General features: G+C 61.0%; 12 protein-coding genes and 1 pseudogene. 9 read left to right on the top strand and 4 right to left on the bottom strand.

The window, feature by feature from the left end; all coding sequences use genetic code 11:
- Positions 1–16 precede the first annotated feature (16 nt).
- The 8 genes and pseudogenes from PPTH39_RS03575 to dctM all read left to right on the top strand — a co-directional run bounded on the left by PPTH39_RS03575 (position 17) and on the right by dctM (position 8085).
- Positions 17–1180, top strand: coding sequence for an acyl-CoA dehydrogenase family protein (locus tag PPTH39_RS03575; RefSeq protein WP_095000532.1), 1164 nt, complete (start codon positions 17–19; stop codon positions 1178–1180).
- A gap of 16 nt (positions 1181–1196) precedes the next feature.
- Positions 1197–1589: a VOC family protein gene (locus tag PPTH39_RS03570; protein ID WP_095018112.1), complete on the top strand. Its 393-nt coding sequence runs from the start codon at positions 1197–1199 to the stop codon at positions 1587–1589.
- The gene (locus PPTH39_RS03565) at positions 1586–2956 is read left to right on the top strand and encodes an MmgE/PrpD family protein (RefSeq protein ID WP_095025855.1); all 1371 of its coding nucleotides are present in this window, start codon (positions 1586–1588) and stop codon (positions 2954–2956) included. The genes PPTH39_RS03570 and PPTH39_RS03565 overlap by 4 nt, the downstream gene beginning before the upstream one ends.
- Positions 2953–4158, top strand: coding sequence for a CaiB/BaiF CoA transferase family protein (locus tag PPTH39_RS03560; protein ID WP_130871602.1), 1206 nt, complete (start codon positions 2953–2955; stop codon positions 4156–4158). Before PPTH39_RS03565 ends, PPTH39_RS03560 begins: the two co-directional genes overlap by 4 nt.
- A 16-nt stretch (positions 4159–4174) precedes the next feature.
- Positions 4175–5002, top strand: coding sequence for an HpcH/HpaI aldolase/citrate lyase family protein (locus tag PPTH39_RS03555; protein ID WP_095018109.1), 828 nt, complete (start codon positions 4175–4177; stop codon positions 5000–5002).
- A gap of 76 nt (positions 5003–5078) precedes the next feature.
- Positions 5079–6070 (top strand): annotated as a pseudogene (locus PPTH39_RS03550) (TRAP transporter substrate-binding protein).
- Between the two features lie 99 nt (positions 6071–6169).
- Positions 6170–6808: a TRAP transporter small permease gene (locus tag PPTH39_RS03545; RefSeq protein WP_130871601.1), complete on the top strand. Its 639-nt coding sequence runs from the start codon at positions 6170–6172 to the stop codon at positions 6806–6808.
- Positions 6805–8085: a C4-dicarboxylate TRAP transporter large permease protein DctM gene (dctM, locus tag PPTH39_RS03540; protein ID WP_095000525.1), complete on the top strand. Its 1281-nt coding sequence runs from the start codon at positions 6805–6807 to the stop codon at positions 8083–8085. Before PPTH39_RS03545 ends, dctM begins: the two co-directional genes overlap by 4 nt.
- A 399-nt stretch (positions 8086–8484) precedes the next feature.
- Here dctM and PPTH39_RS03530 read toward each other — a convergent pair whose 3' ends face one another.
- Positions 8485–8862 carry a redoxin domain-containing protein gene (locus PPTH39_RS03530; RefSeq protein WP_198417394.1) on the bottom strand — a complete coding sequence of 126 codons (378 nt, stop codon included), beginning with the start codon at positions 8860–8862 and terminating at the stop codon, positions 8485–8487.
- A gap of 107 nt (positions 8863–8969) precedes the next feature.
- A complete protein-coding gene (locus PPTH39_RS03525; protein ID WP_176464266.1) occupies positions 8970–9452 on the bottom strand; it encodes a MarR family winged helix-turn-helix transcriptional regulator in 483 nt (160 codons plus the stop codon).
- 142 nt (positions 9453–9594) lie between these two features.
- Between PPTH39_RS03525 and PPTH39_RS03520 the strand changes: the two genes are divergently transcribed.
- Complete coding sequence (locus PPTH39_RS03520; RefSeq protein ID WP_130871599.1) at positions 9595–10806, top strand: YeeE/YedE family protein; 1212 nt, start codon at positions 9595–9597, stop codon at positions 10804–10806.
- 38 nt (positions 10807–10844) lie between these two features.
- On the opposite strand, the gene PPTH39_RS03515 is transcribed toward PPTH39_RS03520, so the two are convergent.
- Together PPTH39_RS03515 and PPTH39_RS03510 are read right to left on the bottom strand one after the other, a co-directional pair.
- A complete protein-coding gene (locus tag PPTH39_RS03515) occupies positions 10845–11210 on the bottom strand; it encodes a hypothetical protein (RefSeq protein ID WP_165446479.1) in 366 nt (121 codons plus the stop codon).
- 197 nt (positions 11211–11407) lie between these two features.
- Positions 11408–12922: a nucleobase:cation symporter-2 family protein gene (locus PPTH39_RS03510; protein WP_095000520.1), complete on the bottom strand. Its 1515-nt coding sequence runs from the start codon at positions 12920–12922 to the stop codon at positions 11408–11410.

The following is a 12922-nucleotide window of genomic DNA, read 5'->3' as shown; positions in this document are numbered from 1 at the left end:
ACAACAAGGAGCGCTAATGAATCCGTATCTGAACGAAGACTATAACGCCATTCGCGAGGGTGTCCGCGCCCTGTGTGCGGAGTTTCCAGCCGAGTACTGGCGCAAGATTGACGAAGACAAGGGCTTTCCTGAAGCCTTTGTCGCCGCCATGACCGAAGCCGGCTGGTTGTCGGCGATGATCCCCGAGCACTACGGCGGTTCGGGCCTGGGGCTGGCTGAGGCCTCGGTGATTCTTGAGGAAGTGAACCACTGTGGCGGCAACTCCGGCACCGTGCATGGCCAGATGTACAATATGTTTACCTTGCTGCGTCACGGCAGCGAGGCGCAAAAAAGTTATTACCTGCCCCGGCTGGCCAGTGGCGAGCTGCGTTTGCAGTCGATGGCAGTGACCGAGCCAACCACGGGCACCGACACCACGAAGATCAAGACCACTGCCGTGCGCCAGGGCGACACGTATGTGATCAATGGCCAGAAGGTGTGGATTTCACGGGTTCAGCATTCCGACCTGATGATCCTGCTGGCCCGCACCACGCCGTTGGCCGACGTGCAGAAAAAAGCCGACGGCATGTCGATCTTTCTCGTCGATCTGCGCGAAGCCATCGGCAACGGCCTGACCGTGCAGCCGATTGCCAATATGGTCAATCACGAGACCAACGAGCTGTTTTTCGACAACCTGGTAATCCCCGCCAGCAGCCTGATCGGCGAAGAGGGCAAGGGCTTTCGTTATATCCTCGACGGGCTCAATGCCGAGCGCACGCTGATCGCCGCTGAATGCATCGGTGATGGCCGCTGGTTCAATGAAAAGTCTGCACAGTACGCCCGCGATCGTGTGGTATTCGGTCGTCCGATCGGGCAGAACCAGGGCGTACAGTTCCCGATTGCCGAAGCCCATATCGAGCTGGAAGCCGCCGACCTGATGCGCTGGCGCGCCTGCGAAGAATACGACAGTGGGGGTAAAGCCGGGGCGGCGGCCAATATGGCCAAGTACCTGGCAGCCAAGGCCAGCTGGGAAGCGGCCAATGCCTGCCTGCAAACCCACGGCGGTTTCGGTTTTGCCAATGAGTATGACGTCGAGCGCAAGTTTCGCGAGACCCGTCTGTACCAGGTGGCGCCCATCTCCACCAACCTGATCCTGTCCTATGTGGCCGAGCATCTGCTCGAGTTGCCGCGTTCCTTTTAATTAACGGAGACAGAACATGCAGATCAGTCATCTGGACCATCTGGTCCTGACAGTACGGGATATCCCCACAAGTCTGGATTTTTACAGCCGGGTGCTGGGCATGCAGCCCGTGGTGTTCGGTCAGGGCCGCCATGCCCTTGGGTTCGGCCAGCAAAAGATCAACCTGCACCAGGCCGGGGCCGAGTTCGAGCCCAAGGCCAGCCAGCCACTGCCGGGTTCGGCAGACCTGTGTTTTATCGTCGCGACCCCATTGGATGCTGTGATCGAGCAGCTGCACGGCCTGGGTGTTGCCATCCTCGAGGGGCCGGTCATGCGCACCGGTGCCCAGGGGCCGATTCGCTCGATTTACCTGCGTGACCCGGATCTGAACCTGATCGAGTTGTCCAATCGAGTGGAGAGCGCGGCATGAGTCAGCACACGCAAGCGCTCACCCGTTTTTTGGCCAGCCTGGATTACCAGCAATTACCCGAAGCCGTTATCAGCCGTACTGAAGAGCTGTTTCTCGACTGGCTGGGATCGGCCCTGGCCAGTCAGGGCGCGCACCCGATCCCGTTGTTTGAACGCTACGTGGCGAAGATGGGCCCGGGCACCGGGCCTGCCGGTATTCTGGTCAATGGCCAGACCACCTCGGCGTATTTTGCCGCGCTGGTCAATGGCGCCAGCTCCCATTTGGTGGAGCAGGACGACCTGCATAACAGCTCCGTGCTGCACCCGGCGACCGTGGTGTTTCCTGCGGTGCTGGCGGCGGCACAGGACCTGGGAAAATCGGGTCGCGATCTGATTGTCGCCGCCGTCGCCGGTTATGAAGCGGGCATTCGCATCGGTGAGTTTCTTGGCCGTTCGCATTACCGCATCTTTCACACCACGGCTACGGTCGGCACCCTGGCGGCAGCGGTGGGGGTCGGCAAGCTGATGGGGTTCAACCCGCAGCAGTTCACCCACCTGCTGGGCACTGCCGGGACCCAGGCCGCGGGCCTGTGGGAGTTTCTGCGCGATGCCGCGGACTCCAAGCAGCTGCATACCGCCAAGGCCGCCGCTGATGGTTTGCTGGCTGCTTACCTGACGGGCGAGGGTCTGAGCGGTGCGCAAAATATTCTTGAGGGTGAGCAGGGCATGGCTGCCGGCATGTCCAGCGACGCCAACCCGGCGTGCCTGTCCGATCGCCTGGGCAGCCGCTGGGCGCTGACGGAGACTTCGTTCAAGTTTCACGCCTCGTGCCGCCACACCCACCCGGCGGCCGATGCGCTGCTGGCGTTGATGCAACGGGAGGGGCTTGGAGCAGAGGACATTGCCAGTGTCACCACCCGCGTCCATCAAGCCGCCATCGATGTATTGGGCCGCGTAGAGGTGCCGCAGAGCGTGCACCAGGCCAAGTTTTCCATGGGCACGGTGCTGGGCCTGATTGCCGTCTATGGCAAGGCCGGCTTGCCCGAGTTTCATCAACATGCGCTGAGCGATGCGCGCGTTGGCGCGTTTCGCGACAAGGTGCGCATGGTCCTCGATAACGACGTTGACGATGCGTATCCACAACGCTGGCTGGGCCGGGTGCTGGTGACCACGGTGCAGGGGCGCAGCCTGCAGGGCAGCATCGATGAGCCCAGGGGCGACCCGGGCAATACGTTGAGCCGCGCCGAACTGGAAGACAAGTTTCGCCGCCTGCTGGCCTTCTCGGGAGCGCGTAGCGACGAACAGGCCAGCGGGCTGCTCGAGCAGGTCTGGCACCTGCGCCATCTTGACGACTTGAGTGTACTGACCTGCATCGGGAGACCATCATGACCGCCACCGCGCACAAACCCCGGCCGCTGGACGGTATTACCGTGATCAGCCTGGAGCACGCTATCGCCGCGCCGTTTTGCACCCGCCAGCTGGCTGACCTCGGTGCACGGGTGATCAAGATCGAGCGCCCCGGCTCCGGCGACTTTGCCCGCGACTATGACGGGCGGGTCAATGGTCTGGCCTCGCACTTTGTCTGGACCAACCGCTCCAAGGAAAGCCTGACCCTCAACGTCAAGCAGCAGCAAGCTGCGGACGTGCTCGACAAGCTGCTGGCCACGGCCGATGTGCTGGTACAGAACCTGGCGCCGGGAGCAGCAGAACGCATGGGGTTGTCGTTTGCAACCCTGCATGAGCGTTTCCCGCGGTTGATCGTCTGCGATATTTCCGGTTATGGCGAAGGCGGACCCTACGAGCAGAAAAAGGCTTACGACCTGCTGATCCAGAGTGAAGGCGGGTTTTTGTCGGTGACCGGCGGGCCGGATGAACATGACATGGCCAAGGCCGGTTGCTCGATTGCCGATATCGCTGCAGGCATGTATGCCTACACCGGAGTGCTTTCGGCGCTGCTGCTGCGGGACAAGACCGGGGAGGGCAGCCGCATCGATGTGTCGATGCTCGAAAGCCTGGTGGAGTGGATGAACTACCCGCTGTATTACGCCTACGACGGTGCCGCGCCCCCGCCGCGGGCGGGGGCCGCGCATGCCACCATCTACCCCTATGGCCCGTTCCCCACCGGCGATGGCGGCACGGTGATGCTTGGCCTGCAGAATGAACGCGAATGGCAGCAATTTTGCGACAGGGTGTTGCTACAGCCAGACCTGGCGAGCAACCCGCGCTTTAATGCCAATGCACGGCGTTCAGAAAACCGTAGCGAGTTGCGCGCCATCATTGTTGAAACCTTTGCCAGCATGGGTGCCGATGAAGTGATTGCCCGGCTCGACGGGGCATCGATTGCCAATGCCCATGTCAACGATATGGCCGGTGTGTGGGCTCATCCGCAACTGGCCGCCCGTAAACGCTGGCGCGAAGTGGACAGCCCGGCGGGCAAGTTGCCTGCGCTGCTGCCACCGGGGTGCAACACCGCTTTCGAGCCGCGTATGGAGGCGGTTCCCGGTCTGGGCCAGCACACCGACAGCCTGCTGGGTGAACTGGGTTATGGCGCGGACGAGATCCAGCGCCTGCATCAACTAGGAGCGGTATAAGGCATGGAGCATCGTGATGGATAACACCAGCATTCGTTCAGCGCTGTTCGTCCCGGCTACTCGCCCCGAGCGGATACCCAAGGCGCTGCAAAGCGGCGCCGATCAGGTGATCGTCGATCTGGAAGACGCTGTGGCCGAGGACCTCAAGGCCCAGGCCCGCGCCAGTCTGGATGCTTTCCTTAATGACAATCCGCAGGCCAGGGTGCTGGTGCGGATCAATGCGCCGCAGCATCAGCAGCAGGCAGCCGATATCGAGTTGTGCCGTCGCCAGCCCGGCGTGGTGGCGGTATTGCTGCCCAAGGCCGAAAGCGCTGCACAGGTCGAACAGGCTGCGGCGTGTGGCAAGTCGGTGTGGCCGATTATCGAAAGCGCCAGGGGCTTGCTTGAATTGCCGGCCATTGCCCGGGCTCGCGGGGTGGAACGCCTGAGTTTCGGTGCGCTGGACCTGGGCCTGGACCTGGGCCTGGCCAGCGATACGGCTGGCGCGCAGCGCATTCTCGATCAGGCCCGCTACGCCATTTTGCTGCACAGCGTCCTGGCGCAACTGGCGCCGCCGCTGGACAGTGTATTTGCGGACATCAACAACAGCGCCGGCATGGCCCGCATGGCCGCCGATGCCAGGGATATGGGCTTTGGCGGCTTGCTGTGCATTCATCCTGGTCAGGTGGCAGTGATTCACGCCGCTTTTATGCCGCGTCAGGACGAGCTGGACTGGGCGCGGCGGGTTCTGGATGCGGTTGCATCCACAGGCGGGGTGTTTGTGCTTGACGGGCAAATGGTCGATGCCCCGGTCATCGGCCTTGCCCGGCGGGTATTGCGCCGGGCCGGTCTGCCTTGTAACTGAGGCCAGGCGAAGCGGTTAAACGCAGCACAGGCAACACCAGGCACTACCAAATCTATAACAACAAGAGGTATGTCCCATGTTCAAGCACACTCTCAAGGCTCTGGCCTGCGCATTGCCATTATTCGCAGGTTTTGCGGGCGCTGCCGACCCCATCAGCATCAAATTCGCCCACGTTGTCGCCGAGCACACACCCAAGGGGCAGGGCGCGCTGTTGTTCAAGAAACTGGCCGAGGAACGCCTGCCCGGGCAGGTCAAGGTCGAGGTCTATCCGAACTCCTCGCTGTTTGGCGACGGCAAGGAAATGGAAGCGCTGCTGCTGGGTGACGTGCAACTGCTGGCGCCGTCGCTGGCCAAGTTCGAGCATTACTCCAAGCCGATCCAGATTTTCGATTTGCCCTTTCTGTTCACTGATATCCAGGCCCTCGACCGTTTCCAGCAAAGCCCGCAAGGTCAGGCTCTGCTCAAGTCGATGGAGGGCAAGGGCATTACCGGGCTTGGTTACTGGCATAACGGGATGAAGCAACTGTCCGCCAACAAAGCGCTCTACGAGCCCAAGGACGCCCGCGGCCTGAAGTTCCGCGTACAGGCTTCCGCCGTGCTGGATGAGCAGTTCAAGGCCCTGCGCGCGGCGCCACGCAAGATGAGTTTTGCCGAGGTTTATCAGGGCTTGCAGACCGTGTGGTGAATGGCACCGAGAATACCTGGTCCAACTACGAAAGCCAGAACGTCTATGAGGTGCAGAAGTTCTTCACCGAGTCCAACCATGGCGCCATCGATTACATGGTGATCACCAATACCAAGTTCTGGAATGGCCTGCCTGAAGAGGTGCGCAACACCCTGGATGCGGTCATGGCCGAGGTCACCGTGGAGGTGAACAAGCAGGCCGAGGCGCTTAACCAGGCTTCCCGCCAGCGCATTGCCGATTCCGGCAACAGCGAAATCATCATCCTTACCCCGGAACAGCGCGAGTTGTGGCGTGAAGCCATGCGCCCGGTATGGAAGAAGTTCGAGAGCGACATCGGCCCTGATGTGATCGCGGCCGCCGAGCAGGCCAACCAAAGCAGTTAATAGTCGCCAGCGCTGATTGCCGTCGGTGGTCCCGCAGGGGATCGCCACGGCAACCTTTGCTTTGTCGTTTCTCGACCGTTCTTTCAAGGGAGATTACCCATGCACGCAGCCGTTCGCGTCTGGAATCACGCGGAAGAAATGCTGGTGGCATTCCTGCTTGCAGGCATGACCCTGGTCACCTTCGCGTATGTCGTATTCAACAACCTCTATGGTGTTTTCTATTCCCTGGGGGACTCGCTGCCGTTCGCCAACGAGACCCTGCTCGGCATCGGCGACAGTATTCTCTACGTCGCCCAGGAGATGACCTGGAGTGTGGCCCTGACCAAGGCCATGTTCGGCTGGCAGATTTTTGTCGGCCTGGCCTGGGGCGTGCGCATTGGCGCGCATATTGGCGTCGACTTGCTGGTGCGCCAGTTCAAGCCTGCCAATCAGCGGCGGGTGGCCTTGCTGGCAGTGGCCATTTGCCTGGGCTATTGCGTGCTGATGGCGTACTCCAGCGAGCAGTGGGTGGCCACGTTGTATGCCGTTGGCACCAGTGCCGAAGACCTGGACCGCTTCGGTATCAGGCAATGGCAAATCGTGATGATCGTGCCGATCGGTTTTGCCTTGATGTTTGTGCGTTTTCTGCAGGTTTTTATCCGCATTATTCAGGGCAAGCAGCAAGGCCTGGGCTTGCACAGTGAAGTGGACGACGCCGTCAAGCTGGCGGAAAACGACCAGCAGGGGACTCCAAAATGACTATTGCCTTCCTTTTTGTCGCCCTGTTCGTGCTGATGTTTGTCGGTATTCCGGTGGCGATTTCCCTGGGCTTATCCGGGGCCATGACCATTCTGTTCTTCAGTAACGACTCGGTGCGTTCGCTGGCGATCAAGCTGTTTGAAACCAGCGAGCACTACACATTGCTGGCGATCCCGTTTTTCCTGCTATCGGGTGCATTCATGACCAGCGGCGGCGTGGCCCGGCGCCTGATCGATTTCGCCAACGCCTGCGTCGGGCATATCAAGGGTGGCCTGGCCATTGCCGCAATCCTGGCCTGCATGCTGTTTGCGGCGCTGAGTGGCTCTTCTCCGGCCACGGTGGCGGCGGTGGGCTCGATCGTTATCGCCGGCATGGTCCGTTCTGGCTATAAGCAGGATTTTGCTGCCGGTATCGTCTGTAACGCCGGGACCCTGGGCATCCTGATTCCGCCGTCGATCGTCATGGTGGTTTACGCTACCGCCACCGAAACCTCGGTGGGCAAGCTGTTTATGGCCGGTGTTGTGCCGGGTCTGTTGCTGGGGCTGGTATTGATGGTGACCATCTACATCCTGGCGCGGGTCAAGGACATGCCATCGCTGCCCCGGGCCTCGTTCAAGGAAATCGTCACCGCCGGGCGCCGTGCCGGCTGGGGCCTGATGTTGATCGTGATCATTCTCGGCGGTATTTACTCGGGCATGTTCACCCCTACCGAAGCGGCTGCTGTGGCAGCGGTGTATGCAGCGTTCGTGGCGATCTTTATCTACAAGGACATGACCGTCCGCGAATGCCCGAAGGTGATTGTCGAGGCGGGCAAGCTGAGCGTGGTGCTGATGTTTATCATTGCCAACGCCATGCTTTTTGCCCATGTGCTGACCACCGAGCAGATCCCGCAGTCGATTACCGCCTGGGTGGTGGAGCAGGGCTTTACCCCGATTGAGTTCCTGTTGGTGGTCAATATTGTGCTGTTGGTTGCAGGGACTTTTATGGAGCCTTCGGCAATCATCCTGATTCTGGCGCCGATCCTGTTCCCGATTGCCATGCAACTGGGCATTGATCCGATCCATCTGGGCATCATCATGGTGGTGAATATGGAAATCGGCCTGATCACCCCACCCACCGGGCTAAACCTGTTTGTCACCTCGGCGGTCACGGGTATGCCGCTCACTCGAGTGGTACGTGCGGTATCGCCGTGGTTACTGGTGATGCTGGCGTTCCTGGTGCTGGTGACCTATGTGCCGTTTGTGTCGCTGGCGTTGCCGAATTGGCTGGGGATGTAGCGGGCGGGCGCAGGGAATAGTGTGGGAGCGGGCTTGCATCGCGATGCAGGCGACGCGGTCTGGCAGGCTCACCGTATGGATGCCATCGCGGGCAAGCCGCGCTCCCACAGGTTTTGTGGCGTACTTAAGAGCTGCGGTCTGCAGGATCCATGTGGGAGCGGGCTTGCTCGCGATGCAGGCGGCGCGGTCTGGCAGGCTCATCGTATGGATGCCATCGCGGGCAAGCCACGCTCCCACAGGTTTTGTGTCGTAGGTAAGAGCTGCGGTTTGCAGGATTCATTGTGATGCAGGCGGCGCGGTCTGGCAGGCTCACCGTATGGATGCCATCGCGGGCAAGCCGCGCTCCCACAGGTTTTGTGGCGCACACATGAGCTGATGCCTGCATGCACGCTGCTTGGGTCAAACGCGGCCGACTGCCGCAATCAATTCCTCAGGCTCCACCCGTTGCGCGTAGTCCAGGTTGAAGAACGCTTCGCGTATTACCGCATCCTGGTCGATTACAAATGCACTGGCCAGTGGCAGTGTCAGCGAGTCAGACCCGTTGACGCTCTTGAGGTCCGCACCCAGGGAACGGTAGATTTGGTCCAGTTCGTCCTCAAGCTCGAAAACAATGCCGTACTGACGGGCAAGGTGGTTGCCGATATCACTGAGCAGCAGGTAAGTGATCCCCAGCGCTTCACGGGTTTTACCCGTGAACTGCGGCGTCTGCGCCGAGACGGCAACCAGCGTCGCCCCCGCGGCCGTTAGATCACTGACCATCTGCTGGTATGCACTCACGGCCCCATGTCGAGAAAATCGCGCAGATCGACGTTCTGCCCGTTCTCGTCCTTGAGTATCGCCAGCGGCGCCTTGTCGTTGGCTGCAACGCCTTGCTGCTCAAATGGCTATCGACCAGCTTTTGTAGCGAGGTCGAGCGCTTGGCTGGCCGAGAGGCAATAGATCGACTCGGCCAGGGCCTGGCGTTGCCCGGGAGGCAAGTCCTGGATCATTCCGCTGATCCAGGCGGTGTGCTCGACAAAAACGTCATCGACCACGCGCTTGCCTTGCGCTGTCAGCGTAATAATCAATTTGCGCCGGTCCGTCGGGTCGGTTTTGCGCTTGATCAACGCGGCGCGCTGCAAACCATCGAGCAGCCCGGTGACCGTTCCCGTGGTAATCGACAATCGGGTCGCCAGTTCCAGAGGGGAGAGCTTGCCTCCCGCGTTTTTGAGGGTCAGCATGATGACAAAACGGCCCTCCGACAGGTTGTAGCGGGCCAGCCGGGTTGCGCAGGCGCGATTGATCGCCGCCGCCGCAGAGAGCAACTCGAAACACAGCTTTACGCTGTCCCTGACCTCGGGCGCTGCGCTCTCTAGTTCACGCAGCATGATGTGGTGCTTGTTCTCTAAAATATTCATAAGGCGCAGTTTATCTTGGCGCCTTACTAAGTCAAACGGTTAGGCCGCAGCCCCGCCTGGGGTATACTTTGCCGCCACGCAATTCAGCCAAATCATACGTATCGGGATTTCCATGAGTCGTTCTCTTTCCATAACCCCTGGGCGCAAACCGCTTGCGCCGCTGTTGGCCTTTATCTTGTTGCTGCAGGGCGCTGTTTTCCTGCAAAACAATGTCGGTACGCGCCAGGTGTTGTTACTGATCGTCGGCGCGGCGCTGGGCTTGACCCTTTATCACGCTGCATTCGGTTTTACCTCGGCCTGGCGAGTCTTTATCAATGATCGCCGTGGTGCAGGCCTGCGCGCGCAAATGGTGATGCTGGCCGTGGCTGTGGTGCTGTTTTTCCCCGCGCTGGGGGCGGGCACCCTGTTTGGCCAGCCGGTCGTCGGGCTGGTGGCGCCGATCGGTGTGTCGGTGGTGTTCGGTGCGTTTATTTTCGGCATCGGCATGCAGTTGGGCGGCGGGTGTGCGTCCGGCACCCTGTTCACTGTCGGCGGCGGCAATGCGCGCATGCTGGTGACCCTGTTGTTCTTTATCTGCGGATCATTAATCGCCACTCAGCATGTTGACTGGTGGTTTGCCCTGCCTGCGTTTCCGGCGACCTCTATCGTTAAAAGCTTCGGGGTGGTTCCCGCCTTGCTGCTGAGCCTGGCCGTGTTCGCGATCATCGCCGCAGTGACCGTACGCCTGGAGAAATCCCGTCACGCCAGCCTTGAAGCAGGGGTGACCAGTGAACATCAGGGCCTGCGCCGCTTTTTGCGTGGGCCGTGGCCTCTGGTCTGGGGCGCGATAGGTCTGGCGCTGCTAAACTATGCCACGCTGACACTGGCCGGGCGGCCGTGGGGTATTACTTCTGCGTTCGCGCTGTGGGGCGCCAAGGCGGCAAGCGGACTGGGGGTTGATGTTGGCAGTTGGGGGTTCTGGCAGATGCCGGGCAATGCCAAGGCACTGGCCGCACCGGTGTGGGAAGACATCACCAGCGTAATGGATATTGGCATCGTTCTCGGTGCGTTGTTGGCCGCCGGCCTGGCCGGTCGTTTTGCTCCCAGCCTGAAAATCCCGCCGCGCTCGCTGCTGGCGGCAGTGATTGGTGGCCTGCTGCTCGGGTATGGCTCGCGTCTGGCCTACGGCTGCAATATTGGCGCGTACTTCAGCGGCATCGCCTCGGGCAGCCTGCATGGCTGGGTATGGCTGGTGGCAGCGTTTATCGGCAACACGGTGGGCGTGCGCCTGCGACCACTGTTCTTTACCGGCGAGCGGCCACAGGCGGCGTTGAGCGGCTGCTAAAAAAGGTACAGGGGCTGCTTTCTCGGCAGCCGTTTTTTTCAGCGACGATAGTCGCGGTGATGGTTGTCGTAACGCTGGTGCATGGCCCGGTCATGACGGCGGCGCTCGGCTTCGCGGCGGGCTTGCTCCCGACGCCATTGATCGCGACGCCAGTTTTCTCTGCGGCGATCGTCTCTGCGAGCTTGCCAGCGGTTGTCATACCGGTGGTGGTCGTCACGGGCAAGCAGGGGTGCTGTCTGTTCACCGGCCAGCCTTGGCCAGGGATTGGCAGCCGTCGTCTGAACGGCTCCAGGTTCAGTAGCATAAACCGCGGGCGGGGTCTTTGTCGGTGTAGCTGATGCCGAGCCCATTGCCGCAAACGCGAACAGGCTCAAAAGCACCATCCGTGGGGCGTGGAATTTCATGAGCGAAGATAACCTCTGAATATCATTCGAATGTGTCGCCATCTGCTGACTGACGCCTGGAGCTCGCGCTTGTCGCGCAGATACGCGTACTCACATAGACAGATAAACAGGGAAAAGTTCGCATGCCGGCTGTTTGTGTAAATCGGCGCAGTATGCAAAACGGCGCCTGAGCGCCGTTGTGCCGGGTTTAAGGCAGGTTAGTGTTCTTGCTCGAAGCTCTTTTTACGCAAGGGCGGGGACTGTTCGTAGTGCTCGTCCGACTCCACCACGGGTACTTCCTTGCCATTGCAGTCGAACAGCTTGCCATCGCGAAATACATCGCCATCGTTGAGGCAGCTGATATCCCGGGAGCGCAGGATACGGTCGCTGGCGGCGACGAATACCGACTGCTGGTCGGAGTTGCCGGCCCGCAGATGGTTGAACAGCAGGTTGAGCAGGATGGCCATGATTGCGGCCGAGCTGATGCCGGAGTGGAAGATGGTCTCGAACCAGGTCGGGAAGTGCTGGTAGAAGTTGGGCGCTGCAATGGGGATCATGCCGAAACCGATCGATGTGGCGACGATGATCAGGTTCATGTTGTTGCGATAGTCCACCTGCGCCAGGGTGCGGATGCCGCTGGCGGCGACGGTACCAAACAGGACCAGGCCAGCACCGCCAAGCACGGCAGTGGGCACGGCTGCGACCAGGCGACCCATCACCGGCAGCAGCCCCAGTGTCACCAGGATCAGGCCGCCGGTGGCCACCACATAACGGCTCTTGATACCGGTCACGGCGACCAGGCCAACGTTCTGTGCAAAGGCGCTCTGGGTAAAGGAGCCGAACAGCGGCGCCAGGGCACTGGAAATCATGTCGGCGCGCAGGCCGTTGCCAAGGCGTTTGGCGTCGACCTTGGTGTCGATGATTTCGCCCACTGCCAGGATATCGGCGGAGGTCTCGACCATGGTCACGATAATCACGATCAGCATCGACAGGATGGCTGCGAGGCGGAACTCGGGCATGCCGAAGTGCAGCACCTCGGGCAGTGCGACCAGCGGGCCTTCCAGCACCCGGGAGAAGTCGGTCATGCCCACGGCCGTGGCAACCAGTGTGCCGATAACGATAGCCAGCAGAATCGACAGGCGTGAAATACTGGCGCTGCCCAGCTTGCTGAGCAGCAGCACGAGCACCAGGGTGATTGCCGCCAGGCCGATGTTGGCCATGCTGCCGAAGTCAGGTGACTGACTGTTGCCGCCCATGGCCCAGCGCGCCGTGACCGGCATCAGGGTCAGACCGATGGTGGTGATGACGATGCCCGTCACCAGGGGCGGAAAGTACTTGGTGATGCTGGAAAACAGCGGTGTGATCAGCAAGCCGATCACGGAAGCCACGATCACCGCCCCAAACACCACCGGCAGGCCTCCTGCGCCGTCACCGCCAATGATGGCGACCATGGTGGAGACACCGGCGAAGGACACCCCCTGCACCAGCGGCAGGCGACAGCCAAAGAAAGGGATACCCAGTGTCTGCAACAGTGTGGCCAGGCCACCGGCGAACAGCGAAGCGGCGATCAGCAGGCCAACGTCGGCCGATGAAAGGCCGGCTGCCTGGCCAATGATCAGGGGCACCGCAATGATGCCCCCATACATTGTCAGGACGTGCTGCAGGCCGTAGGCCAGGTTGGCGCCAGTACCGAGGTTTTCGTCTTCTGGACGAGGGGAAGCGGTAGAAGTCAT

This window comes from Pseudomonas bubulae, from assembly GCF_900618535.1.
GTDB lineage: Bacteria > Pseudomonadota > Gammaproteobacteria > Pseudomonadales > Pseudomonadaceae > Aquipseudomonas > Aquipseudomonas bubulae.
This window is presented reverse-complemented; position numbering and strand designations above follow the sequence as displayed.

Bases quoted from the DNA above. Each gene is read 5' to 3' on its own strand.
- PPTH39_RS03575 (WP_095000532.1), top strand. From the start codon at position 17: ATGAATCCGTATCTGAACGAAGACTATAACGCCATTCGCGAGGGTGTC.
- PPTH39_RS03570 (WP_095018112.1), top strand. From the start codon at position 1,197: ATGCAGATCAGTCATCTGGACCATCTGGTCCTGACAGTACGGGATATC.
- PPTH39_RS03565 (WP_095025855.1), top strand. From the start codon at position 1,586: ATGAGTCAGCACACGCAAGCGCTCACCCGTTTTTTGGCCAGCCTGGAT.
- PPTH39_RS03560 (WP_130871602.1), top strand. From the start codon at position 2,953: ATGACCGCCACCGCGCACAAACCCCGGCCGCTGGACGGTATTACCGTG.
- PPTH39_RS03555 (WP_095018109.1), top strand. From the start codon at position 4,175: ATGGATAACACCAGCATTCGTTCAGCGCTGTTCGTCCCGGCTACTCGC.
- PPTH39_RS03545 (WP_130871601.1), top strand. From the start codon at position 6,170: ATGCACGCAGCCGTTCGCGTCTGGAATCACGCGGAAGAAATGCTGGTG.
- dctM (WP_095000525.1), top strand. From the start codon at position 6,805: ATGACTATTGCCTTCCTTTTTGTCGCCCTGTTCGTGCTGATGTTTGTC.
- PPTH39_RS03525 (WP_176464266.1), bottom strand. From the start codon at position 9,452: ATGCTGCGTGAACTAGAGAGCGCAGCGCCCGAGGTCAGGGACAGCGTA.
- PPTH39_RS03520 (WP_130871599.1), top strand. From the start codon at position 9,595: ATGAGTCGTTCTCTTTCCATAACCCCTGGGCGCAAACCGCTTGCGCCG.
- PPTH39_RS03515 (WP_165446479.1), bottom strand. From the start codon at position 11,210: ATGAAATTCCACGCCCCACGGATGGTGCTTTTGAGCCTGTTCGCGTTT.
- PPTH39_RS03510 (WP_095000520.1), bottom strand. From the start codon at position 12,922: ATGACTTCTACCGCTTCCCCTCGTCCAGAAGACGAAAACCTCGGTACT.